The following is a 25240-nucleotide window of genomic DNA, read 5'->3' as shown; positions in this document are numbered from 1 at the left end:
TGTGTTTTTATAAATTTACATCGTAACCAATTGATTAATTTAGTTAAATTTATTTTTTGTATAAAAAAGCTTGTTTTTCAACAAGTGAAACACCATATAGTTGTGATATTTAATGCCTAGAACATAGGCCGTAACTATAATTTAAGTTGTAGTAAGTGTATTTATCGACTTACCGCAATAAAAGTTAAGTCGTATTTAGGAGATAAAGGCATGCCAAACACAGCAAATAAAGCATTAGGACTTCTGGCATTAGCAGGCGTACAACCATACCAAGAAAAGCCTGACGAAGAATATATGGGCGAGCCTCAACTTAAGCATTTTAGATTAATATTAGATGCTTGGCGCTCACAACTTCGTCAAGAAGTTGATCGTACTGTTACTCACATGCAAGACGAAGCTGCAAATTTTCCTGACCCTGTAGATCGCGCAGCTCAAGAAGAAGAGTTCAGTTTAGAACTACGTACACGTGATCGTGAACGTAAACTTATTAAGAAAATTGAAAAAACATTACAATTAATTGAAGAAGATGATTTCGGCTTCTGTAAATCTTGTGGTATTGAAATTGGTATTCGCCGTTTAGAAGCGCGTCCAACTGCAGATTTATGTATTGAATGTAAAACCCTTCAAGAAATCAAAGAACGCCAAATGGCAGGTTAATTCCTGTTTAATTACTTTAGTTTCCTATAGTAGTTTGGTTTACTTATGGTAGATCTTGATAATAAACGACCACCATTCTCATATCGTGGTCGTTTTGCACCTTCCCCTTCTGGTTTACTTCATTTTGGCTCTTTAGTTACAGCACTTGCTAGCTATTTAGACGCTAAACATCATAACGGCACTTGGCTTGTTCGTGTTGAAGACATAGATCCACCTCGAGAATTAGCAGGCGCCAGTACTGAAATATTAAACACACTAGAAGCCTATGGATTGCACTGGGATGAATCGGTTTTATACCAAAGTCAACAATCACAATTATATGAAGAAACTCTACGAGAACTAGCTAATAATCAGCTTACCTATCATTGCCAATGCACTCGTGCGCAAATAAAAAAATTAGGTGGTATATATCCTTCCACTTGCAGCACTTTAACTCTATCTAAAGAGAATAATGCCATTCGTTTAATTAATAATGTTGGTACATTCGAATTTAATGACATCATTCAAGGGTCATATACTGGTGATAAAGCTTCTGCCGCTGAAGACTTTATATTAGTCAGAAAAGATGGTTTATTTGCCTATCAACTAGCTGTAGTGGTTGACGATATCTTTCAAAACATTACCCATGTTGTAAGAGGTTGTGATTTATTAGAGCCAACATTACGACAATTAAGTTTTTTCAATACATTAAATGTAGAACCGCCTAGTTATAGCCATATACCGCTTGCTATTACGAATGAAGGTTACAAGCTAAGTAAACAAAATAAAGCTCCAGCAATTAATAATAAAAACCCTCAACCAGCACTTATTGCTGCTTTACATTACTTAGGTCAAAATCCGCCTGAAGAACTACTAGCTGAATCAGTAGAAAACATATTAAAATGGGCTATTGCACACTGGTCGATAAGTAAAATAACAAAGAAGAAAGAAATAGTTATATAATAACGAATCGATTGTTGGAAAATGTACTGTTTTCATTCTATTTTTAATCACTGTGTTATATCATTAGCTCTATAACAAAGAATCCAAATTTAATTATTTCCTTTATCCACTTTCTAAGGTCCGCACTATCAAAAGCGTTATCAATTTATGTAAACGAGTACTTAAAAAAAGTACTTCTAGAAAATCTAAAGCTCCTGCATCAACAGGACCTATAGTTCTAACCAGAGATCAGCATCCGGTATCACGCAAGCTGATGAGTACCAGTGCCTTAAAAGTTTTATATCGATTGAACAGCGGTGGTTACGATGCATATCTTGTTGGTGGTGGTGTACGCGACATTTTATTAGGTGTTATTCCTAAAGATTTCGATATTGTAACCAATGCTACACCTGAAGAAATTAAAGGTTTATTCAGAAACTGTCGTTTAATTGGCCGTAGGTTCAGACTAGCTCATATTGTATTTGGTCGTGAAATTATCGAAGTCGCAACTTTTAGAGGACATCATGATTCCACTAAAGACGATAGTGCCTCTAAAGTATCAAAGCAAAGTGACGAAGGCATGTTACTGCGCGATAATATTTATGGTTCGATAGATGAAGATGCAGAGCGCAGAGATTTTACCATTAACGCTCTGTACTATTCAGCGAAAGACTTTACCGTTCATGATTTTGCAAATGGCATAGCTGATATAAACGCGAAACAAATAAGACTAATTGGTGACCCTGAAACTCGTTACCGAGAAGATCCAGTGCGTATGTTAAGAGCTATACGCTTTGCTACAAAACTTGATATGGAAATTAGCTCTGAAACCAAAGCACCTATTAAAGAGCTAGGTTCGTTGCTTGAAAATATTCCACCAGCAAGAATGTTTGAAGAATTTTTAAAATTATTCATGTCTGGTAAAGCGGAAGCTAACTTCAACATGCTGCGCGAATACGGTTTATTTAAACATTTCTTCCCGTTAGTTGATCAAGTACTAAACCGAGAATCTGAAGCTTATTTATTGCCTTTTATTACGAAAGCGCTACAAAATACTGATGAAAGAATTAATAACGAACAACGCGTAACACCAGCATTTCTATTTGCAGCTATGCTTTGGTATCCGTTACAAGAACAAATAAAAGCTTTAAATGAATCAGCTCACTTAACGCCTCAAGATGCGTTTTTCTCAGCAATGAGTGAAATCATGTCAGAACAACAACGTAGCATAGGTATTCCTAAACGCTTCCAAGGCGTTATGAAAGATATTCTAATACTACAAGACAAGTTATCTCGTCGTGAAGGCAAAAGAGCTTACAAAGCGTTTGAACACCCTAAATTTAGAGCAGGTTACGACTTCCTATTGTTACGTTCTGAAATAGAAGGCGTAAACTCACCAGAATTAGCTGAACTTGCTAAATGGTGGACAGACTTCCAAGTTACTCCTCCTGAAACTAGAGAGCAGATGATCAAAAGCGTTGTTTATAGCCGCTCAACAACTAAACGTTCACCTCGAAAAAAGCGTAAGCCAAGAGCTAAAACTCCAGCGAATACAACAGAAAGCGAATAAATGGTCACGGCATATATCGGCTTAGGCAGTAATTTAGAAGATCCTGAGCAACAAATTAGAAACGCCGTTGGTGCGCTTAAAACGATAGAAGGAACGGTGATGTTCAGCATTTCCGCTCTTTATTATAGTCGTCCTATGGGGCCTCAAGACCAGCCCGACTATATGAATGCCGTTGCTCGATTAGATACCTCGCTTTCAGCCATTGCTCTATTAGATGCCTTACAAAAAATTGAAAACCAAGCAGGCAGAGTAAGAAAGGACAATCGTTGGGGACCACGTGTATTAGACCTTGATATACTTTTATACGATAATAATGTGATCAATTCAGAGCGATTAGTCGTGCCACATTACGGATTAAAAGAAAGAGAATTTGTTCTTATTCCTCTTAATGAAATAGCACCAGAGCTCTGTCTTCCTGATGGCGATAGCATAGAAAATCTGAGTAAGAATATCCCTTCTAATGGGCTAAAATTTCATAGTAAATTAAGCTAACATAATCCCCCCTATTTAAATAACACAGCACCGGAAATCGTTATGGCAAAGATCACAACTTCAACCCTGATCAAAATGAAACAACAAGGCGAAAAAATATCAACAATTACTGCATATGATGCAAGTTTTGCCAAATTGTTTGACCAAGCAGGTATTCACGCTATTTTAATTGGCGACTCACTTGGCATGGTGCTGCAAGGCGAAAACGATACCTTACCTGTAAGTATTGATGATATGGCTTATCATACAAAATCAGTACGCAACGGTGTTGAAACTAGTTTAGTAATTGCTGATATGCCATTTATGAGTTACGCCACAACTGAGCAAGCCTTCGTTAATGCTACCAAGCTTATGCAAGCAGGTGCTAGCATGGTAAAAATGGAAGGTGGAAGCTGGTTAGTTGAAACTATTCAAAAGCTTGTTGAGCGTGGAATTCCTGTTTGTGCTCACTTAGGTTTAACACCTCAATCAGTTAATGTATTTGGCGGTTTTAAAGTACAAGGCCGTAATCAAGACAAAGCATTAGAAATGATCGAACATGCTAAACAATTAGAAGCCGCTGGGGCTCAACTTTTAGTATTAGAATGTATTCCTGCAACTTTAGGAAAAGCCATTACTGAAGCGGTTTCAATTCCTACAATAGGTATTGGCGCAGGTAAAGATACTGACGGCCAAATATTAGTAATGCACGATGCCTTAGGTATTGCGTGTAACTACATGCCTAAGTTTTCACGTAATTTTTTAGTAGACACTGGCGACATCAAAAAAGCCATTGAGCTTTATATTAAAGAAGTATCGCTAGGTAACTTTCCTGGCCAAGAACACATATTTGAATAACGGAATTTAGATGAAAACTGTTGATAACATAAATGATTTACGCCAAATAGTTAGTGAATGGCGTCAACAAGGTTTAAAAGTTGGTTTTGTTCCTACTATGGGAAACCTTCATGCTGGCCATATTTCATTGGTAACAGAAGCTCACAAACATGCAGATAAAATTGTTGCGAGTATCTTCATTAACCCAATGCAATTTGGTGCAAATGAAGATGTTGATAACTACCCTAGAACCATGGAAGCCGACCAACAAAAACTTGCTGCAGAAGGAACTGATTTATTATTCACTCCTACACCTGAAATTATTTACCCTAAAGGGCTAGATAAACAGACTTTCGTTGAAGTACCTACAGTTTCTGAAGGTTATTGCGGTGAAAGTCGCCCAGGGCATTTCAGAGGCGTTTCAACTATTGTATGTAAGCTGTTTAACTTAGTACAACCAGACATTGCTTGTTTTGGTTTGAAAGACTATCAACAGGTTCAAGTAATTGAGACTATGGTTGAAGACTTATCTATGCCGATTAAAATTATTCCTGTTGAAACGATCAGAGAAGATTCAGGTTTAGCACTAAGCTCTAGAAATGGTTATTTAACAGAAGAAGAATTAAAAATAGCACCCGCTTTAAGTCAAAATATCCAATGGTTAGCTAAAGAATTAAAGAATGGTAACGATTTTATTGGTTTAGCAAAAACAGCTGCACTTTATATAAACAATGCTGGTTTGAAAACTGACTATATTCATGTTTGTAATGCTAAAACCTTACAGCCAGCCAGTGAAGACGATACCGATATTGTTATTTTAGCTGCTGCATATTGTGGTAAAGCTCGTTTAATCGATAATTTAAGGTTTACCTTACCTGCTATATATTAATACCAAGTTGATTAATTAACTGCTCATTTTTAACGGTTAAAATTAATAATGACGGCGTTATAAAATTTATAAGTAGAATAACTACTTACTAAATTTTATGCCTTGTAATTATCCATTTTTCCTCATAAAAAAGTAGATCACTTCATTAATCAAATTGGTATAAGCACCCTTTTCATCTACCCTTAAAACACTTTTGAAATAAAAAAGCTGAACGTTATCTCTAACGTTCAGCTTTTATGTTTTACCATTCCAGATAAAATACGATCTGTCTTTTATATAAATAAAATAACCAGTCAAATAGTCCGCTCATAAATTTGTAGAAAGTATCTATAAATTATTGGAATTGGTATTTCCCCGAAACTTTATTCGTATGCGCGAGATGACCATTCTAATGCAGACTCTAATTCTTCAATCTTCTTATTAGCTTCAAGAAGTTGCTCTTCTATCATTGAATAATTCATTTGATCTTTTGTTACCGATTGCGATACAACGTTGTTATTGAACTGTTCCATAAATCACCACCTAAAGTTAATGTAACCATGGATGTAGTATTACAGAGGTGGTTACATAAATCAACAATAAAAACCTACTTGAAACACATCTGAAACCACAACGAAAGATTTACGAAAGAGGATTAATGAATAACTCACTATAAGATAAATTAATAAAATTCGATAAATACATTCAAAATACAAAAACAAACCCTTGATATATCTAAAATAAAATTTTAAAACCTATTTTTAAAATGCGTCCTTTTACTGATTTCATGACGAAACCAGTGATAAAGAACTCATGTAATATTAAATGATCAAAAATAAAATAATTTTGATTTAACGAGTAGAAGTATGTGAATAAAACAAATGGATTTATTTGCTAGAGGCATCTGGCTACAACTTATAGTCGTAGCCAAGAGAACAAAGTCAGATTAATGGATAATTTGATTGTAAATATGCCAGCCAACTAACTACAAATACGCAGTAACTCAGGTAAAAAGTCTTTACTCTCGTTAGCTAAAACACATTGTTCAGCAAGAATAGATTGTAGAATATCTTCTGATGTTAGTGGATTAGCTAAAACCACTCTAAACACTAAAATTTTGTTACCTTGATAGCGTGATACTTCAATACGTGTTCTAGAAACGAAAGACTTACCATTTTCACGTTGGCGCTTTTGAATAAACTTAGTGAGTTTATGTAATAAGTTATTAATTTTGTCTTGTTGCTCAACTGTTGCTGTAGCTAGGTATTGCTGTACAACTTTAGGCACGTAACGATAGGTTAACAAACAAAGTTCAGGTCGAGTGATCAATTCAAAATCGTCATGCATATCAATGCTGTCGGCAAAGTAATTAGCTTTATCAATACTCTGATTGATCAGCATTTCATAACCTTGTCGGCTAATAACATGCAAACTTGCATAAACCAACATTGCCATACCAGGACGAGACCCTTCAAGGGTATGACTACCTAAATCTTTTGAACCTTTACGTAAAATATATTCAGCATGATGTTCAATTGAAGAAACAGCACCTGGATTTTTGAAAACAACTAAACCAGCTCCCATCGGAATATACATTTGCTTGTGAGCATCTATAGTAACGGAATCAGCTCGTTCAATACCTTTAAGGATAGAACGGTGCTTGTTTGATAGTAACGTTGCCCCGCCCCATGCAGCATCTACATGAAGGTTACAGCTAAATTCTTCAGCTATATCAGCCATGTCATTTAATGGGTCAACATTACCTGTTTCCGTTGTTCCTGCAACACCAACAATACTGAGTACTTTAATATTTTTTTCAGCAAGCTCTTGGCACTTTTCACGCAGCTTGTTGCAATCAATTTTATTAAACTCGTCGGTCGGAATTTTAATTACACTTTCTTCACCAATACCTAAAATGTCAGCAGACTTTTTAAGTGAGTAATGTCCGCGCTCAGAAACGAGTATAGCTAAACCTTTATAGCCGTAATGCATTAACGCATTAAACAAACCTGCTTTAGCAATACCTTTAAAATCACCGTCAGGTTTTAATAAGTTATTGCGAGCAACCCATAAAGCCGTAATGTTTGCGACTGTACCACCTGAACAAAACGCACCTAGAGAATGATTAGGGCTGTGCATCCATTGATCGTAAAAAGCTTCATTGTCTTGATAAACAAGCCTGTGCATCATACCCAGCACTTGGCGCTCAAGTGGCGTAAATGCTTTAGAGGTTTCAACTTTTACAAGGTTTTGATTTAACCCAACCATCAATTTAGACAAAGGTAAGATGAAGTAAGGTAATGCTGACGTCATATGCCCGATAAAGCTAGGACTTGAGGTATGAACAGATTGTGAAACAAGCTTGTCTAATAAATGGCGCATGTGATCAGACACAAAACTCGGATCTTCTGGTATAGCAGAAGTTGCAAAGTCTTTTTCTATATCTGTTAATGCTTTATTAGTCGCAGCGATATGATTACCAAGAAATCCCGCAAGGTTTTGCGACATCTCTTTTTCAATAGAACCTAAGGTTGAATTAGGCGCTTCTGGAATGGTAAAAATTCTATGTAAAGCTTCTGGAGTCGCTTTAGCTTTGCGCTTGTTAGTTTTCATACTTATCACTTACAACAACCTATCGATAAAATAGGTGGGTTATTTTTATTATTGCGGCACTTTAATAAAAATTAGCTGAAAAGTCTCTTCTTTTATAAGTAATGATTACGCTAAAGCCCGAGATATATAGATAAAGCTAAGTTCTAAAACTAAAATACCTACCAAAGAAAATGCCAAAACTTTATTTTTTATTTTACGGTTCATCATTGAATTCCTATTTTTATTTTTTATATACAAATAGGTTTCAATATTTAGACCAAAATTAAATTATTGATATTATTAAATAAAATAAAAATAAAGTTCGTAATTCTAAAAATAAGAGGTCAATTACACTAATAATTGGAGTTTTTCACATTCCACAAAAAAAAGTAAAGTGAGCAATTAAGGTCGCCCACTTAGCTTTTATTTGTCTTAAGAATTAATTTGAATCGTTAATTGAAAACATTCTTGCTGACTAGCAAGATATTTAGCTTCAAACGGCGTTAATGGCTCCGCATCGTTCACTTTTGAAAACTCGCCGGTCAAATTAAGCAAAGACACCGCAAAGTTAAATTCTTCAAGATATAAGCGCCAATTACTGCGCAAAATCATGGTATGACCTATTTTCAACATATCAGGAAATACTGCGCTACCATGCCAACGTCGCTGCACATGCTTAGATTTAGGCCAAGGGTTAGGATATAAGACGTAATGTAAAGTAACAGGCCACTGAGCCGCTAAAACCAAACGATAAAAATCATTTAAATCAGCTCGAATTAAGTAAAAGTTATCAACTTTTTGGCAGCTATCTTCATCCACTAATTCATCAACATTACGATTAATGCGATTAGCCGACTTATCTACGCCTATTACTAAAGCATTTGGGTTTCGTTTCGCAAGTAACCGTGTACTTTGCCCAACACCACAGCAAGAATCTAAGATGATCTCGCCATCAAAAGCTTGCACCACTTTATCGATTTCAGCAAAAGCATCTTGTGTATGCTGTTGATAAGGCTTTTTAAATGGATGTTTTATATGCTTTAAAACAATCTCTTCAAGCTTTTCATGTATACCATCTTGATTGGTTACAATTGCTTTAGAGTCACCTACTTTATTTATTTGCTCAGTCATTAAGTACGCAGTCCTACACCTTTAGTGATCAACACCATAGCCAACGTGTATAAGGTCACGATAAATACGCCTAAAACAGAAAAAGCGATAGTTAAACTTACATCAGTAACACCTAAAAACCCGTATCTGAAAGCATTTACCATATAAACAATTGGGTTTGCTTGTGAAACACCTTGCCAAAATTCAGGTAGCAAACTGATAGAATAAAATACACCACCTAGATACGTTAACGGCGTTAATATAAAGGTTGGAATAATAGAAATATCATCAAAGCTAGAAGCAAATATCGCATTAATTAAACCACCTAAAGAAAAGGTTGCTGAAGTTAAACAGACTGTCGCGATAATCACCCAAATATTATGAATTTGAATATCTACAAAAAACAAGGATACCAAGGTAACAATCAAGCCTACTAAAATACCACGAGCCATTCCACCGCCAACATAGCCAGCAACAATCACCCAATTAGGTACAGGTGCAACAAGCATTTCTTCAATATTATGTTGCCATTTAGCACTATAAAAAGATGACGCAACATTTGAGTATGAGTTAGTAATAACACTCATCATGATCAAGCCAGGTACGATAAATGACATGTAATCATAGCCGCCCATCTGTCCGATTCTAGAGCCAATCAACTCGCCAAAAATCACAAAATACAAACTAATCGTGATTGCTGGTGGTACAAGGGTTTGTATCCAAATACGCATAAAACGGTGTACTTCTTTATGCAAAATACTTTTTAGTGCTATAGCGTTAACTGAAGAACTCATTTTATTTCTCCTCCGCTGCTTCGTGAGATTGATTAATCATATTGACAAAAAGCTCTTCTAAACGGTTACTCTTATTACGCATACTTTTCACATTAATGCCTAAATCAGTTAATTGAGTAAATATTTGATTCATAGTTTGTGATTTATCAATATCTACTTCTAATGTACATTCACCTACTAGCCGGCTAGTAAAACCTGTTAGCTCTATTGATGAATGATCAGCTAAGTCTTTACTATCTAAATCTAAAATAAAGGTTTCAACATTCAACGAAGATAATAACGATTTCATATCGGTATTTTTTACAATGATACCTTGATCAATAATTGCGATATTACGACACAACATTTCAGCTTCTTCTAAATAGTGAGTCGTTAAGATAATAGTAATACCTTGCTGATTCAGTTCTTTAAGAAATTCCCACATAGAACGACGCAGTTCTATATCTACACCAGCAGTAGGTTCATCTAAAATCAAAATTTTAGGTTCATGCATCAATGCACGCGCTATCATCAAACGTCTTTTCATACCACCAGAAAGCATACGTGAAGCGTTATCTCGTTTATCCCATAAATCGAGCTTCTTTAAATACTTTTCAGCACGTTCATGAGCTGTTTTACGATCTACACCGTAATAACCCGCTTGATTCACCAATATTCTCATTAATGATTCAAACTGATTAAAATTAAATTCTTGTGGTACTAATCCAATATAAGATTTTGCCGCTTCAAGTTCGGTATCAATGTTTTTACCAAATACACTCACTGATCCTGAAGTTTTATTAACTAATGAGGTAATGATACCAATAGATGTAGATTTACCTGCGCCATTTGGACCAAGCAATGCAAAGAAGTCACCTTCGTTTACTGTTAAATCAATGCCTTTGAGAGCCTCAAAGCCACCTTTATAAATTTTCTTTAAGTTAGATATTTCTAACGCTTTACGCATAATAAAATCCTGATTAACAATAAGATTGTTCAATAAAATAGATGTTATAAGTTTGAATGTTTGGTGTTATAAGCTTAACGAGTAAAAAACAAAGCAAATAAAAACCAACTCATAATGAGTAAGCCCCATGGAAGAATCATAAACATAGCGCCTTTACTTGGAGATTGAAAATCGTTTTGATCGAGTTGATCGTCAGCTTCATTTTCTCCAACAGTGTTTTTAACTTTTAACTGTTGCTTACGCTGTTTATCACGCTCTCTAGCTTTTGCTTTTTGTTGTTTTTTATATTCACTTATTCCCTTTTCAATACCTTGAGCGATAAGCTTAGTTTGCTCTTTTGTTTGACCCGGTTTTTGAATAGATTTAGCAACTTTAAGGGCTTCTTGTTGCGTTTCTTTTGAGGAATTTGGATTCATAAATTGTTACAGTTAAAGTGAATAAAATTTATAGTACTTAGTAAGTATTATTATACTGTTTTTATGTGAATAATGCTTGCAGGATATGACGCTTAATTTATATAAAAATCTATTATGCTTTGTTCAGCTATAAAGCTTTTTGTAAATTACAGATTAAAGCGGGTTAATATATTAAAGATACGTAACTCTCTTAAAAAGAGTCTTTATTCCTAGTATTTAATCCACGTATAATACCTGTCATACGCACTAATAAATTAACACTGAGAGTTATAATGAAGAAACATCAAGAGCACATTGTTTGTATTAAATCTGAAAAAGTAAAACACCGTGAACACGGCTTTGTTGATTACAAACTTAATAACAGTGATCTTATGCTTGGCCAAAGAGCTATGCTTGAGAAAGATGATGATTTCCGTCAGTTGTTACCTATTTCAATCTTTACTCACAAAGGTAAAGTTTGGGCTTACGAACGTACGTCTAAAGGCGGTGAAAGCCGTTTACATAACAAAATCGCCGTTGCTGTAGGTGGCCATTGGGATTTAGAAGATTTAGTGATTGAAAACAGCGTAATCGATCTTGAGCAATCACTAGCTAACACTATGGCACGAGAGCTTGAAGAAGAAGTTAACCTAACGTCATCTATTGTAAAAACAGTTGAACTTGAAAAGAAAGTTTGTGCTGATGACACCGAAGTTGACCGTGTGCATTTAGCCGTTGTTTATGTTCATGAACTTGATGGTGAAGGTATTGATTCTTGTGAAGATCAATTAAAAACTGTTGGTTTTATTTCGCCTAAAGAATTACTTTCTGGTGACTATAACATTGAAGCTTGGGCTCGCATCATTTGTGAAATACTTGTTGAAAAAGAGCTTGCGTAAAGCTACCTAAGCCAAGTTAAAGTTAAGTAAAAAAGCTGATAATAGAAATATTATCAGCTTTTTTGTATCAACCTTAAAGTGAATAGCAAAAGTGTTAACTACTCACTTTCAATCATATCTTTACTCAAAATACCTTCGTCTACTAATCCCATTAAAATAGCTGAACATTTTTCTTTGAAAACATCCCTTAATAATCGCACCGCGGGTGTTATCGATTGCTTGCTAGGGCACACTAACCATAACTCAGTCATACTCGTTTTATATTCAGGCATAACTTTCACAAGGCGCCCAGAGAGTAAGTCTTCAGAAATATCTAAACAAGATTTAAAAGCCAAACCTTTACCACTCACGCACCAACGTCTCACTAAATCACCATCGTTAGAAGCTCGATTACCTAGCATTCGCACTTTGAATTCTTCACCATCACGGGTAAATCGCCAGCTATTATTGACTACATCTCGAAGTTGATAAAACAATCCGTTATGGTCAACTAAATCATTAGGATGTTTTGGTGTTCCATTTTTCTCTAAATACTCTGGTGAAGCACATAACAGTCGAGGCACATTACAAATTTTAAACCCGTAAAGGTTTGAATCCGATGGAGAGCCATAACGTAAGGCAATATCAATCGAGTCTCGGTATAGATCAATATTGCTGTCACTAATACTTAATTTTAAATTAACTTTAGGGTGAGCTTCTAAAAACTCATCAAGCCATACTGCTGCTAAATTACGACCAAAATCTGACGATGAAGCAATACGCAGTTCGCCATCGATTACATCAAGATCATCACGCATATTCTTTTTAGCTTGTTCTAATGTTAATAGTGCTTGCTGGCATTGTGGAATATAGCGTTCACCCGCACTAGAAAGTCTTAACTGTCGAGTTGTTCTAACAAACAAATCTTTACCTAAAGCTTTTTCTACACGTTTAATCGCTGCACTAGCTGTCGCCGTTTGCATGTTTAAACTTTTAGCTGCCGCGGTGATGCCTTTAAACTCAGCTACTTTTAATACAACCTGTAAATCTTCTAACAGCATATTGTCAAATTATTTTTGATAATGTTTTAATTATTATGCTGTTTATCTTTGTTAAATGAAACCCTATTATGTTGTCATGAGTTACACATTGAATAACAAAATTTTAAATTAACCATTTAAATATTCTTATTGGAGTTACACCTATGAAAGCTGTTGGATATAAAGAATCGTTACCAATTAATGAAGCCGATTCGCTAATCAATATTGAATTACCACAACCAAAAGCTACGGGGCGCGATATTTTAGTTAAAGTAAATGCGATTGCTGTTAACCCTGTTGATTATAAAATTAGAACTCGAATGTCAGCAGAAGAAGGTGAATACAAAGTACTTGGCTGGGATGCTGTTGGTGAAGTATTTGAGAAAGGCGATCAAGCATCTAAATTTGAAATTGGTGATAAAGTTTATTATGCAGGCGCTCTAGCTCGTCAAGGTAGTAATGCAGAATATCAATTAGTAGATGAGCGTATTGTTGGCTTTAAACCAAAAAGCTTGTCTGATGTAGAAGCAGCGGCTTTACCTTTAACAACAATAACTGCATACGAACTTTTGTTTGAACATTTAGCTATTAAACAGCAAGAAGCGGGGTCGAAAGCTAAATCTAATGAAATTATTTTAGTGGTTGGCGCTGCCGGTGGTGTTGGTTCTATTCTTATTCAATTAGCTAAAGCTATTACAGGAGCTACCGTTATCGCGACCGCTTCTCGTGAAAGCTCACAAGCTTGGGTTAAAGAATTAGGCACTGATTATGTAGTAGATCATACTAAGCCATTAAAACCTCAAATAGATGCATTAAATATAGGTTCAGTAACTCATGTAGCAAGTTTGAATGGTACAGGTAGCTACTTTGATACCTATATCGATCTATTGGTTCCGTTTGGTAAAATTGCTTTAATTGACGATCCTTCAGAAAGCTTAGATGTAATGAAGCTTAAATTGAAAAGCTTATCTCTTCATATTGAGTTTATGTTTGCACGTGCAATGTTTGACGCGAGCGATATTGAAGAGCAAAGCCACTTACTTAATAAAGTAGCAGACCTTATTGATAAAGGTTTTGTAAAAACAACTGTAGGTAAAAGTTTAGGAACAATTAATGCAGAAAACCTTAAGCTAGCGCATCAAGAATTAGAAGCAGGAAGTGCGATAGGTAAAATTGTTTTAGAAGGTTTTTAAGGCTCAGTTTTAACTTTTGAGTTATCACTATTGCGATTTCAGCTAAAATAAAACTAAATTAAACGGTCTTAAAATCAACAAACGATTCGAGACCGTTTTTAATTATCCCATAAGTCCGGCGCCAATATATCCAATCCTCCTTTATCTCTATCTCATCACACTTTAAATTTAAGTAATAAAACAAAAGTTAACATCACTTTTTCTCATCACTGATCAAAATAACCTTATATGCTTTATTTCTCATAACTCTGCTATAGTGATGCCGCTACTTGTTATTTACTAAAATAAAAATATAACTATAATTTTTCACGTAACAACGACTAAAAAATGTTAACAAGCAGTTTTTCTTTATTATGCTAAAGTCTAATAAAGATTTTTAACTCATTTATATTTATAAAATTAGATCCTAAGGAATATTCTTATGATTCAGCCAGAAAAAATTATAATAGCTGATGACCATCCTTTATTTAGACAGGCTTTATTGGGGACTTTAAAATCAAAATTTATTGATACCGCTTGGCTAGAAGCACAAACAATACCTGAACTTGAAAAGCAACTTATCAGTCATAGCGACAGTGATTTACTTTTACTTGATTTAAACATTCCAGGTGCTCACGGTTTTAATACCTTGATACATGTACGAAATCATTTCCCACAAATACCCGTGGTGATTGTTTCTGCTCACGAAGATCAAGAAACCATCAGTAAGTCTATGGAGTTTGGTGCAGCAGGTTTCATTCCAAAATCTACGCCTGTGGAACTTATTATTACGGCTATTCAACAAGTTTTATTTGGTAATACTTGGGTGCCTGAAGCTTTTCAAGCGCTGGAGAATGATCACGAAAGTACAGATATATCAGAGCGTGTTGCAAGCTTAACTCAACAGCAATATAAAATATTACTGATGTTTGCCCAAGGCTTGTTAAATAAGCAAATAGCGTACGACTTGCATGTTTCTGAAGCGACAATAAAGGCACATGCTACAGCGATCTTTCGTAAGTTAAATGTTCGTAATCGTACACAAGCAGTTATCGCCATTAGTCAATTAGATATTCCCGAATTGAACTTAGATTAAGTGCAAATAACAAGTTATAGAGAACCCTTAAGATAAGTAATTATCTTGAAGGTTCTTGGCTAATTTTGCGCTCATCATGGCACGCAATGCGGCTGGCTTTACTACCTTTCTCATAAAGCCAACATCTGCTCGTTCGGCTTTAACATCGACTTCGCTTTCGGTAGCTGCTGTGATTAATATAGCAGGTAAATAATATGGACACAGCTCACGTAACTGGGCAATAAGCGTCAATCCATCTTCATTATTATTTAATTGATAATCTGCGAGTAAAATCCTGATACTCTCCCCCTCTTCTGCAAACACTTGTTGAGCCGAAGCATAAGAATCAGCAGTTAATACATTACATTGCCAAGCTTCTAAAAGTGCCACCATGCCTGCTAAAACATCAGGATCGTTATCAATACATAATACAGTAACATCTTTAAAGCCTGTATTTATGATTGGAGCATGAGTTTTACGGATGTTACCAGCAGCGGCTTTCTCAACCAATAAGGTAAACTTACATCCCTGATTTTCTTTAGATTTAAGTTGTAAAGTATGACCTAACAATTGAGCTAAGCTTTGAGTGATGTTTAAGCCAAGCCCTAAACCTTGAGTAGATTGTCTACTTGAAGTATCTAATTGTGTGAATTGTTCAAAAACTAACTCTTGTTTATCTTCAGGAATGCCAGGTCCATTATCAAGCACTTGAATATTAACAGCATTGCCAACAATACGAGCCCCTAATAGAACCTTACCAGAACTGGCATAACGGAAAGCATTACCAATAAGGTTTTGTAATATACGTCGAATTAAACGTTTATCTGATTTTATCCAAGCAGAACTCGCCACAACACGAAAGTCGACCTCTGCTTCTACAGCTGATGCTGAAAACTCTTGCGCCAAATTATCAAACAATTCATTGATCTTAAAAACTTCTAGCTGAGGTTTAATATTGCCACTTTCAATGCGCGCAATTTCACTTAAATCAGATAATAAATCACTTGCCACTTTTAAAGATCGATCAATATTATTGACTTGTCGTTCTTGTACTGGATTCAAGTTTTTTTGATCTGCGAGTGCTGAAGTAAAAAGTCTAGCGGCCTCTAAAGGCTGCATTAAATCGTGACTACAAGCTTTTAAATATTGGCTCTTTTTAATATGAGCTTCTTCGGCTTTATATCGTGCACTCGCGAGCGCTTCATTTACTTGTTCAAGTTTTTTAGTACGCTCTTGCACTATCGATTCTAAATCTAAATTAGCATCTTGCAGAACTCGCTCCGCTTGTCGATAAGCCGTAACATCAGAAAACATCATAACAAAGCCGCCATCGGGCAACGGATTACCTTCAATACGAATAGACTTACCATTTTTGTACATACGCTCAGTAGAATGCGGACTACCATTGCGTAAGTAGTCGAGTCGTTTATTAACGGCTTCGTTTACATTACTCGTACCAAATAAGCCACGTTTACCGTTATATCTCAATAAATCTTCAATTGGACAACCAACATAAACAAGCTCTTTTGGATAATCAAAAAAGTCGATGTACTTTTTGTTCCACGCCACAATTTTTAAATCAGCATCTATCACTGAAAAACCTTGGCTGGCATTTTCTATCGCACTTTGTAATAAGTTTCTACTATATTTTTGGCGATGTGTTGAAGCTTCCTCAACTAAAACGGTTAACTCATCTAATGCGATATCACGGCCTTCTAAAGCTGAGTACAACACCAAACGTGCAGAAGATGCACCCATAACACTAGCTAAGGTATTTTCCGTATGTTCTAGCAACATTTGATTGTAAGTATTGTTACCAACTTTCATATCAAAAGTTTTGCGTTGAAACTCCTCAAAACTAGGGCCTGTTTTTTCTTCCCCTACAAAACGTGAAACTAATAGTTCTAACTCACGAAAATCAAGATGACGGTATTTTTGTGAAGTTAAAACTTTAGGTGATTGCCATTCTAAGAATATTGACGCTTGTACTCGTTCTTGCACACTTTGTCGGCTAACTTGTGACAAGCTCCAAATAACAAACATGTTAACGGTTAAACTCACTAAGGTTGCCATGCTACTAGCAGGAATAATACCGTCAGAAAAAGGTGGAATATATAAACCAAATTGAGGTAAAAAGTTAAACATTAACCACAACATAAAACCAACTAATATACCTGCGTAAACTCCAGTTAATGTAGCTCGTCGCCAATAAAAAGCCGCAACCAATGCTGGTGTTAATTGTGCAAAAGCCCCAAAAGCAATTTCACCCAATGAAGATAAGGTATCTGAGGGCAGCATTAATGACACACCAAAGCCTAAAAATATAACGCTAAAAACTAGAAGTTTACGAATATAAAGTAAACGCGCTCTAAAGCTGTCGTAATCGGCATTACTTGATTTTTTAGCACGATATAAATGTGGAAAAACGATTTCGTTACTCAACATCGTACTTAAAGCAATCGCGGAAATAATAACCATAGAGCTTGCAGATGATATAGCACCTAAGAAGGTTAAAAGGGTGAGCCATGTTTGATCTTTTAAACTTGGTAAAAATAAAACATAAGCGTCTGAAGGTACGCTATCACCTAATAATAACTGTCCAGCTAAACCTAATGGGATAGCAAAAACGGCAAATACAAACAAATATAAAGGGAAAAGTCGTCGGCTAAGATAGATGTTTTTTTCTTCTTTTAACTCTACCACCATCACTTGGAACTGCCGTGGTAAAGACAAAAAAGCTGCCATCGTAATAACTAACATAGCAAGTACAGAGGCTATACTTGGTAAACTAAACTGATCTTCAAGCTTAATATTAACGCTGGTTTGTTCCCATAAATCGCCAGGAGAATCGAACAGGAAAAAAGTAACAAAAATCCCAACAGCCAAAAACGCAAACAATTTCACTAATGATTCAAATGCTATCGCCAGCATGATCCCAGGGTGGCGTTCTGTAACATCGATATTACGAATACCAAAAACAATAGTAAAACCTGCGAGTACTAAGCTTACCGCTAAACCTAGTTGCCAATGGTTAAAGTCTTGCTCTGCTTGTAATTGTGTAAACGAATAAACAATCGCCTTAAGCTGTAAAGCTATGTACGGCATAGTTCCCACTAAAGCCACTAAAGTAACTAATACTGCAAGTTTGTGGGATTTTCCATAACGAGCTGCAAGTAAGTCAGCAATTGAAGTTAAATTTAACTTTAGGCTAACTCGAATAATACGCTGGATAAAAGGCCAAGCAAAAAAGAAGAGAAATATGGGACCTAAATAAATAGGTAAATGAGAAAGAATATTATTGGCTGTTTGCCCTGTGGTTCCTAAAAAGCTCCAAGAAGTACAATAAACTCCAAGGGTTAAGGCATAAATACTCGATTGGTAACGTTCAAGAAGTTTATTTCTATATTTGTCTCCAATAAAAGCAATTAAAAATAATAAGCAAATATAAAAGAAGCTTAATGTTGTTAATTGCCAATTTGGAAACATAGGTATTCTCTTGTAATTAGATAACTAAATAATAGGTGGTTACAGTGTTTCATCTTATTGTATTTTAATCATTATGAGTAAACTACTGTAAGTTTTATCTATTACATGGTGTTAGTTGTAAATTCACTGATATATTGACCACCTTTAATATTAGCAATTAAACGTAGCTTATATTTAGATCCTTTAGCTGATACAAGTTGTCGTAAAGCCGTTGGGCTTTTCCAATAGTAAGCACTATCTATCATGCCTAATGGATGAACTGTAACTTCTTCTGTTTTACTTACTAAAAATAAAGTTGCCGTATCAAGCGGGAACGTTGAATTAACGGTAGTAATTCCACCTTCATCATAAATGTTCACTTCAAATTCGCCAGATTTTAAAATACAGCTTTTATTAATTACATCGCAATTACCCGATGGTTCCATTTGAAAAACACGTGTTTTTTCTGCTTGGTTTTCAATATATAAGTCAGAAGCAATATACCCACCTAAAATAAGAAAAGGGGCAACTAATAAAGCAAGTTTAGTGTGTTTATTCATAAAATATTGATGCTCTTATCTGAAAGTTAAAAGGTTAAAAAATAAAAGGCTAGGCGATAAATCGTCTAGCCTCATTCTAGCTTACATTACACTATCCTCTACTACACCAAGGTGCAACAGAGGTATAAAATTAGTGATCGTGTGATGCTTCAATCTTACCATAAGGACTACGGAAGTTATCAACCATATCCTGAATATGAGCCGGAGCTGGGCCAGTAAATCTTAGCACGATAAACGCTACCGCAAAGTTTACAAGAGCACCAACAGCACCAAACGCGTTAGGTGAAATACCGAAGAACCAATCTGGCCCCATATCACCTAAGAACGATGTACCTGGGATAAACATGATGCCTTTATGTTGGAATACATACAACATAGTTACACCGATACCAGAACACATACCCCATACAGCAGCAGTACCACTCATTTTCTTAGCGAATATACCCATCATTAGTGCAGGGAATATTGACGAGGCAGCCAAACCGAATGCTAAGGCGACGGTTCCGGCGGCGAAGCCAGGAGGATGCAGCCCGAGATAACCGGAGATCAGAATAGCAATTGTCATCACAATCCGCCCCGCTAGTAACTCGTTTTTATCGGACAAGTCTGGTGTTAACACCCCTTTCATTAAATCATGGGAGATAGAGGAGGATATCGCCAACAATAAACCTGCGGCGGTTGATAGTGCAGCAGCTAAACCACCAGCAGCTACTAGTGCAATAACCCAATTAGGTAAGTTAGCAATAGCTGGATTAGCAAGTACCATAATGTCACGGTCAACTTTAACCATTTCATTCTTTTCAGCGTCTGCTACATAAGTAATTTTGCCATCGCCGTTTTTATCTTCAAACTTCAATAAGCCAGTTGTTTCCCAATCTTTAAACCATTGTGGACGTGCTTCGTATTCAAGATTTTGACCCGCAGCAGGTTCAATAGTATTCATTAAGTTTAAACGAGCCATTGCACCAACAGCTGGAGCAACTGTGTAAAGTAATGCGATAAATACTAACGCATAACCAGCAGATGAACGAGCAGCTTGTACAGAAGGAACAGTGAAGAAACGCATGATTACATGAGGTAAACCAGCAGTACCAATCATTAACGACATAGTATATGCGAACATGTTTAACGTGCCGCCCATGTTGTCAGTTGTGTATTCTTTAAAACCTAAATCAGTAACAACCATATCAAGTTTATCAAGTAAATAAACACCGCTACCGTCAGCAAGTGTAGAACCTAAACCTAATTGTGGAATTGGGTTACCTGTTAATTGTAATGAGATAAATACAGCAGGAATTGTATAAGCAAAAATTAATACACAGTATTGAGCAATCTGCGTGTAAGTAATACCTTTCATACCACCTAGTACAGCGTATACCCAAACTACAGCCATACCTATACCTAAGCCTAAACCGTAATCAACTTCTAAGAAGCGAGAAAAAGCAACACCTACACCTTTCATTTGACCAATGATGTAAGTTAAAGAAGCGATAATTAAACAAATTACAGCAACAATACGTGCTGTTTTTGAGTAGTAACGATCTGAAATAAATTCTGGAACCGTAAACTTACCGTGTTTACGCATGTAAGGAGCTAAAAGCATGGCGAGTAATACATAACCGCCCGTCCAACCCATTAAAAATACTGAACCACCGTAACCTAAGAAAGCAATTAAACCTGCCATTGAAATAAACGACGCAGCGCTCATCCAATCGGCACCAATTGCCATACCATTTTGTAACGGTGTTATGTCTCCCCCTGCAACATAAAAATCACTTGTAGAACCCGCACGAGCCCACCAAGCGATTGCAAAATATAAAGCAAATGAACCAAAAACAGCAATATACGTATATAGTTTTAACTCATCCATTACGACTCCTCCACCTTATATTTTTTATCTAGTTTGTTCATTTTAGCTGAGTACCAAAAAACTAAACCAACAAATGTGTAAATTGAGCCCTGTTGTGCAAACCAGAAACCTAGCTTGTATCCACCTAATCGAAATTCATTTAATGGCTCGACAAGTAATATGCCTAAACCAAATGAGACGACAAACCAAATGACAAGACTAATAAATATTAAGCGCAGATTTTCCTGCCAATATGTAGTTTCACCTTCCATCATTTTCTCCTAGCAATTGAGCGTTTCTTATTTTTATACGCCAAGTTAACGAATAGTTATGTTGAGAAAGGTTAAATATTCATGATTGATGCTTAATGAAAAGATCATTAAAGTCTCTGGTGAATACTAAGCCTATCTATTTTTATATCCATGCCACCTCAAAAGGCGAGTTTCGGATGAATCCTGCATCTTGAGGTGGTATGAGTATCAACACTAGCAAGCTTTTTTCAATCGGAGTATTACACTTTAGTCTAAACCCCATGGATTATTGTTGACGCACTACTACCAATAGGACTAGTTTAATGAGTAACACTGCGCTACATAACAGATAAACTCGCCTGTTTGCTTAATATAAAAGCATTCAAATTTAGGTAGGATTATTTAATGGAAAATAAAATATGAGTAACGAACTCGCAGACATCAGAGTGTTTTTAAAATTAATCCCTCCTTTTGACTTATTGCCAGATCCTTTATTAGACACAGTAGTTAAAGAAATAAGTATTTGTTACCTACGCAAACAAGAAGATTTACCACCGGATGAGTTATCAGCAGAAACATTATTTGTTTTAAGAAAAGGCGCTTTAAGTTACTACTCAGCAGATAACGAATTATTAGGCATGTTTAGCGAAACAGATATCTGCACTTTATATTGTCATGCACAAACAAGTATAGATATTAGATTATGCAGTAACGAAGATACTTTATTGTACGCCCTGCCCTATCCTGCATTACAAGAAATATTGCATGACTTCCCTGATGTTATCGCTTTTTTTGAACACAGTGCCGAGCAGCGCTTACACAAAAAAATGACACGGGTTAATGAAGCCGCCATTATTTCGTCTTCGTTAATGAATACACCTATTACACATTTTTATCATACTCCAGTCGCCAGTATTGACCATAGAAGTACCATTCAAGAAGCCGCAATATCTATGACTGAACAAGGCTATTCTTGCTTAATCATTTTAGAAGAAGACAATTTTATCGGGATTGTGACCGACAAAGACATACGTCGTCGCTGTGTAGCTGAAGGTTTATCGCTTAAGCAACCGATCAGCGATATTATCACTAAAAATCCAACAACTATTGATGTAAACAGTTCAGCCTATGATGCTTTAATGGTAATGACAGGAAAACATATCCATCATTTACCTGTCACTAATCAAGGTAAATTGGAAGGCATGTTAACGGTTACCGATTTAATGAATTATGAAGGTCAACACGCCGTTAACCTAACCAGTATTATTCACAAAGCAACAACAGTGAATGAGCTTGCTAAAATCAGTACTATGTTACCTAAATTGCAAATTCGCATGGCTAAACTTGGCACTACTGCTGACCACGTTGGTAAAAGTATCAGCGCAATAACTATGGCATTTACAATACGTTTAATTGAAATGGCTGAAAAATTACTTGGTCCGCCTCCAGTACCTTATGCTTGGTTAGCAGCTGGTTCACAAGCACGTCAAGAACAGTTAGCTCATTCAGATCAAGACAATGCTTTAATCATATCTGATGATATGAAACCTGAAGACCAAACTTGGTTTTTTGATCTAGCAACTTTTGTTTCTGATGGGTTAGCCGCTTGTGGTTTTATTTATTGCCCTGGCGATATTATGGCAACTAATCAAAGATGGCGACAACCGCAAAAAATATGGCACCGTTATTTCGACGAATGGGTAAATACTCCAAGCTCTGCAGCATTACTAAACGCCAGCATATTTTTTGATTTAACCACTGTTTATGGCGATTCATCGTTGCTAGAAAATGTGCGTTACGAAATGTTAGAGAAAACTAAACGAAGTACTATGTTTATTGCTCATTTATCGAAAAACGCATTAAGATTAAAGCCACCTTTAGGTTTTTTCCGTGATTTTGTTCTTAAACACGATGGGGAAAACAAGTCAGTACTCGACTTAAAGCATAACGGCATAGCTCCCATTGTCGATCTTGCAAGAATATATGCGCTTACAGAGGGCATCAGTAGTACAAATACAATAACTCGTTTACAAAAAGCAGCAGGCACAAGATCATTAACTAAAGAATCTGCGGCAAATCTAATTGCTGCTTATGAGTTCATATCTATGTTACGTATGCAAAATCAATCAATGAGGATGCAGAATAATAAAAAGCCCAATAACTTTCTGCCACCTAAAGCTTTGTCAAAACTTGAGCGAGAACACCTTAAAGATGCTTTTAAGGTAATAAAAACCATGCAAGATGTTAGACAATCTTCATACTAAGGAAATTCCTTAATGATTTTTAAGAACTTATTTGGCTATGAAGCAAAAAGAAAGCGTCTACTAAAGCAAGCCCACGCAGGAGCTTTACGTGATTTTCTCTCTGTGCCCTTTCCTGACGAAAAACAGTTTTTTATAGATACACCTATTTTATCTGTAGATTTCGAAACAACAGGTTTGAATGCCAAAACAGATAAACTTCTCAGTATTGGTTTTGTTGACTTACTGGCAAATAAAATTCCATTAAAAACCAGTTATCATCAAATTGTTCACAGCAAAGGTCTTTTAAAATCAGATAATGTCACTATCCACCAAATTACTGACAGTGAAAAAGACCAAGGAGAACCTCTTAGAGTTGTTGTTGAAACATTATTAAAAGCACTAACAGGTAAAGTGATGCTAGTTCATTTTGCACGTATAGAGCGAGAATTCCTCCAGCAGGCCTGCATTAAACTTTATGGTATAGCCCCTGTATTTCCGATGATAGATACTCTGATGGTGGCAAAAAGGCGTTTAGATGCTCGTGATGTTTCTTATGATCCCTCTTCTTTGCGCTTATCGGCATTACGTACGCAATATCAATTACCAGAGCATCATGCTCATAATGCTTTAAATGATGCTATAGCAACTGCCGAGCTACTTATGGCTCAAGTAAATGCAAGACAAGAGCCTAACAAAACAAATCTAGCAGATCTCTTATTGTAAATAGCTCCTTTCTCTAAATCCACTTTTTGTTGGACTAAAAACAATAGACTTCTTGATGAAAATTTAGACTTAGGTCTAATGTTAAATTGAACAATAAATGTTTAGTTTATTGGGCAAGTTCAAAAAACATTAATTCGCTATTTTCAATTAGAGAAGTCATTTATGAATACATCACGCAAGTCTGATAGTTATCAAATAAATAATGATCAAGCTATATATGGCTACAACATGGCCGAATGTAAAAACATAATGACTCATGAAACAAAGAACACCTCTCAGCCTTGGAATGAGCTATTTAACACCAGTAAAACGTCTCCTCAAAATACAAACAAAAAAAATAATTGTGCAGAAACTGTAGATGGTGACTATATTTGGGTTATTGAAGATTCAATGCAAACATTAAAAACAGAACGTTACCGTTTAGAGAGTTCTGAAATTGAAAGTGTTTTACTCAGCCACCCTGATGTCCAAGAAGTTGCTGTTGTTGGACTTCCACATGAACAAAAAGGTAATGAAATACATGTATTTGTTGTACTTAAACAAGACACATTGCTAGCTGACAATAACATTGAACAAGTTTTACAAGAATTGATTCAAGCTGAGATCGGTTCAATTGCACGACCAAAATCTATCGAATTTATAGATTATTTAGTAAAAACATCTTCGGGGGAAGTAATGCGAAAAGCGCTAAAAGCTCAAGCATTAGAGAAAAAACTAATGTTACTTAATTAACATTAACAATAAAAACGTATAAAAATAAAACAACGTTTAATCACTATTGATATACCAGGCATAACTCGTGAGGCACTAACCTCACATAACA

At 35.8% G+C, this 25240-nt stretch carries 23 protein-coding genes; 12 read left to right on the top strand and 11 right to left on the bottom strand.

What is annotated here, in order from left to right; translation table 11 throughout:
* The first annotated feature begins 210 nt into the window (after window positions 1-210).
* From dksA to panC, 6 genes are all read left to right on the top strand, one after another.
* The gene (dksA, locus tag Q5N69_RS05240) at window positions 211-657 is read left to right on the top strand and encodes an RNA polymerase-binding protein DksA (protein ID WP_304367808.1); all 447 of its coding nucleotides are present in this window, start codon (window positions 211-213) and stop codon (window positions 655-657) included.
* 45 nt (window positions 658-702) lie between these two features.
* Window positions 703-1599 (top strand): tRNA glutamyl-Q(34) synthetase GluQRS, encoded by an 897-nt coding sequence (gene gluQRS / locus Q5N69_RS05235; RefSeq protein WP_304367807.1) that lies wholly within the window; start codon window positions 703-705, stop codon window positions 1597-1599.
* A gap of 127 nt (window positions 1600-1726) precedes the next feature.
* A complete protein-coding gene (gene pcnB, locus Q5N69_RS05230; protein ID WP_304367930.1) occupies window positions 1727-3148 on the top strand; it encodes a polynucleotide adenylyltransferase PcnB in 1422 nt (473 codons plus the stop codon).
* Window positions 3149-3640, top strand: a complete 492-nt coding sequence (folK, locus tag Q5N69_RS05225) for a 2-amino-4-hydroxy-6-hydroxymethyldihydropteridine diphosphokinase (protein WP_304367806.1) — start codon at window positions 3149-3151, stop codon at window positions 3638-3640.
* A gap of 42 nt (window positions 3641-3682) precedes the next feature.
* Window positions 3683-4477 (top strand): 3-methyl-2-oxobutanoate hydroxymethyltransferase, encoded by a 795-nt coding sequence (gene panB, locus Q5N69_RS05220; RefSeq protein WP_304367805.1) that lies wholly within the window; start codon window positions 3683-3685, stop codon window positions 4475-4477.
* Between the two features lie 10 nt (window positions 4478-4487).
* Window positions 4488-5345: a pantoate--beta-alanine ligase gene (gene panC, locus Q5N69_RS05215; RefSeq protein WP_304367804.1), complete on the top strand. Its 858-nt coding sequence runs from the start codon at window positions 4488-4490 to the stop codon at window positions 5343-5345.
* Between the two features lie 362 nt (window positions 5346-5707).
* Here the strand turns inward: panC and Q5N69_RS05210 are convergent, their stop codons facing one another.
* From Q5N69_RS05210 to Q5N69_RS05185, 6 genes are all read right to left on the bottom strand, one after another.
* Window positions 5708-5857: a hypothetical protein gene (locus Q5N69_RS05210; RefSeq protein WP_304367803.1), complete on the bottom strand. Its 150-nt coding sequence runs from the start codon at window positions 5855-5857 to the stop codon at window positions 5708-5710.
* Between the two features lie 448 nt (window positions 5858-6305).
* Entirely contained in the window at window positions 6306-7937 is a 1632-nt protein-coding gene (gene panP, locus Q5N69_RS05205; RefSeq protein WP_304367802.1) for a pyridoxal-dependent aspartate 1-decarboxylase PanP, read from the bottom strand.
* Between the two features lie 411 nt (window positions 7938-8348).
* On the bottom strand, window positions 8349-9047 hold the full coding sequence (locus Q5N69_RS05200) for a tRNA (guanosine(46)-N(7))-methyltransferase TrmB (RefSeq protein ID WP_304367801.1): 699 nt from the start codon (window positions 9045-9047) through the stop codon (window positions 8349-8351).
* A complete protein-coding gene (locus Q5N69_RS05195; RefSeq protein ID WP_304367800.1) occupies window positions 9047-9820 on the bottom strand; it encodes an ABC transporter permease in 774 nt (257 codons plus the stop codon). The genes Q5N69_RS05200 and Q5N69_RS05195 overlap by 1 nt, the downstream gene beginning before the upstream one ends.
* A 1-nt stretch (window position 9821) precedes the next feature.
* Window positions 9822-10766, bottom strand: coding sequence for an ABC transporter ATP-binding protein (locus Q5N69_RS05190; protein ID WP_304367799.1), 945 nt, complete (start codon window positions 10764-10766; stop codon window positions 9822-9824).
* Window positions 10767-10840: 74 nt separating this feature from the next.
* Complete coding sequence (locus tag Q5N69_RS05185; RefSeq protein WP_304367798.1) at window positions 10841-11182, bottom strand: DUF2956 domain-containing protein; 342 nt, start codon at window positions 11180-11182, stop codon at window positions 10841-10843.
* Between the two features lie 272 nt (window positions 11183-11454).
* On the opposite strand from Q5N69_RS05185, the gene Q5N69_RS05180 reads away from it, so the two are divergent.
* The gene (locus tag Q5N69_RS05180) at window positions 11455-12060 is read left to right on the top strand and encodes an NUDIX domain-containing protein (protein WP_304367797.1); all 606 of its coding nucleotides are present in this window, start codon (window positions 11455-11457) and stop codon (window positions 12058-12060) included.
* Between the two features lie 98 nt (window positions 12061-12158).
* Here the strand turns inward: Q5N69_RS05180 and Q5N69_RS05175 are convergent, their stop codons facing one another.
* A complete protein-coding gene (locus tag Q5N69_RS05175; protein ID WP_304367796.1) occupies window positions 12159-13100 on the bottom strand; it encodes a LysR family transcriptional regulator in 942 nt (313 codons plus the stop codon).
* Between the two features lie 143 nt (window positions 13101-13243).
* Between Q5N69_RS05175 and Q5N69_RS05170 the strand changes: the two genes are divergently transcribed.
* Both Q5N69_RS05170 and Q5N69_RS05165 read left to right on the top strand, forming a co-directional pair.
* Window positions 13244-14272 (top strand): zinc-binding alcohol dehydrogenase family protein, encoded by a 1029-nt coding sequence (locus tag Q5N69_RS05170; protein WP_304367795.1) that lies wholly within the window; start codon window positions 13244-13246, stop codon window positions 14270-14272.
* Between the two features lie 421 nt (window positions 14273-14693).
* Entirely contained in the window at window positions 14694-15347 is a 654-nt protein-coding gene (locus Q5N69_RS05165; RefSeq protein WP_304367794.1) for a response regulator transcription factor, read from the top strand.
* Between the two features lie 27 nt (window positions 15348-15374).
* Here the strand turns inward: Q5N69_RS05165 and Q5N69_RS05160 are convergent, their stop codons facing one another.
* The 4 genes from Q5N69_RS05160 to Q5N69_RS05145 form a co-directional block, all read right to left on the bottom strand.
* A complete protein-coding gene (locus Q5N69_RS05160) occupies window positions 15375-18812 on the bottom strand; it encodes a PAS domain-containing hybrid sensor histidine kinase/response regulator (protein WP_304367793.1) in 3438 nt (1145 codons plus the stop codon).
* 101 nt (window positions 18813-18913) lie between these two features.
* Complete coding sequence (locus Q5N69_RS05155) at window positions 18914-19351, bottom strand: hypothetical protein (protein WP_304367792.1); 438 nt, start codon at window positions 19349-19351, stop codon at window positions 18914-18916.
* Between the two features lie 130 nt (window positions 19352-19481).
* A complete protein-coding gene (locus tag Q5N69_RS05150) occupies window positions 19482-21221 on the bottom strand; it encodes a sodium:solute symporter family protein (RefSeq protein ID WP_304367791.1) in 1740 nt (579 codons plus the stop codon).
* Window positions 21221-21472 carry a DUF4212 domain-containing protein gene (locus Q5N69_RS05145; protein ID WP_304367790.1) on the bottom strand — a complete coding sequence of 84 codons (252 nt, stop codon included), beginning with the start codon at window positions 21470-21472 and terminating at the stop codon, window positions 21221-21223. The genes Q5N69_RS05150 and Q5N69_RS05145 overlap by 1 nt, the downstream gene beginning before the upstream one ends.
* 398 nt (window positions 21473-21870) lie before the next feature.
* Between Q5N69_RS05145 and Q5N69_RS05140 the strand changes: the two genes are divergently transcribed.
* The 3 genes from Q5N69_RS05140 to Q5N69_RS05130 all read left to right on the top strand — a co-directional run bounded on the left by Q5N69_RS05140 (window position 21871) and on the right by Q5N69_RS05130 (window position 25149).
* The gene (locus tag Q5N69_RS05140; protein ID WP_304367789.1) at window positions 21871-23715 is read left to right on the top strand and encodes a putative nucleotidyltransferase substrate binding domain-containing protein; all 1845 of its coding nucleotides are present in this window, start codon (window positions 21871-21873) and stop codon (window positions 23713-23715) included.
* A 12-nt stretch (window positions 23716-23727) separates the two neighbouring features.
* The gene (locus Q5N69_RS05135) at window positions 23728-24417 is read left to right on the top strand and encodes an exonuclease domain-containing protein (RefSeq protein WP_304367788.1); all 690 of its coding nucleotides are present in this window, start codon (window positions 23728-23730) and stop codon (window positions 24415-24417) included.
* A 162-nt stretch (window positions 24418-24579) separates the two neighbouring features.
* Complete coding sequence (locus tag Q5N69_RS05130; protein ID WP_304367787.1) at window positions 24580-25149, top strand: hypothetical protein; 570 nt, start codon at window positions 24580-24582, stop codon at window positions 25147-25149.
* The last annotated feature ends 91 nt before the right edge of the window (window positions 25150-25240 follow it).

Origin of the sequence: Pseudocolwellia sp. AS88, assembly GCF_030551755.1 — a bacterium.
GTDB lineage: Bacteria > Pseudomonadota > Gammaproteobacteria > Enterobacterales > Alteromonadaceae > Pseudocolwellia.
This window is presented reverse-complemented; position numbering and strand designations above follow the sequence as displayed.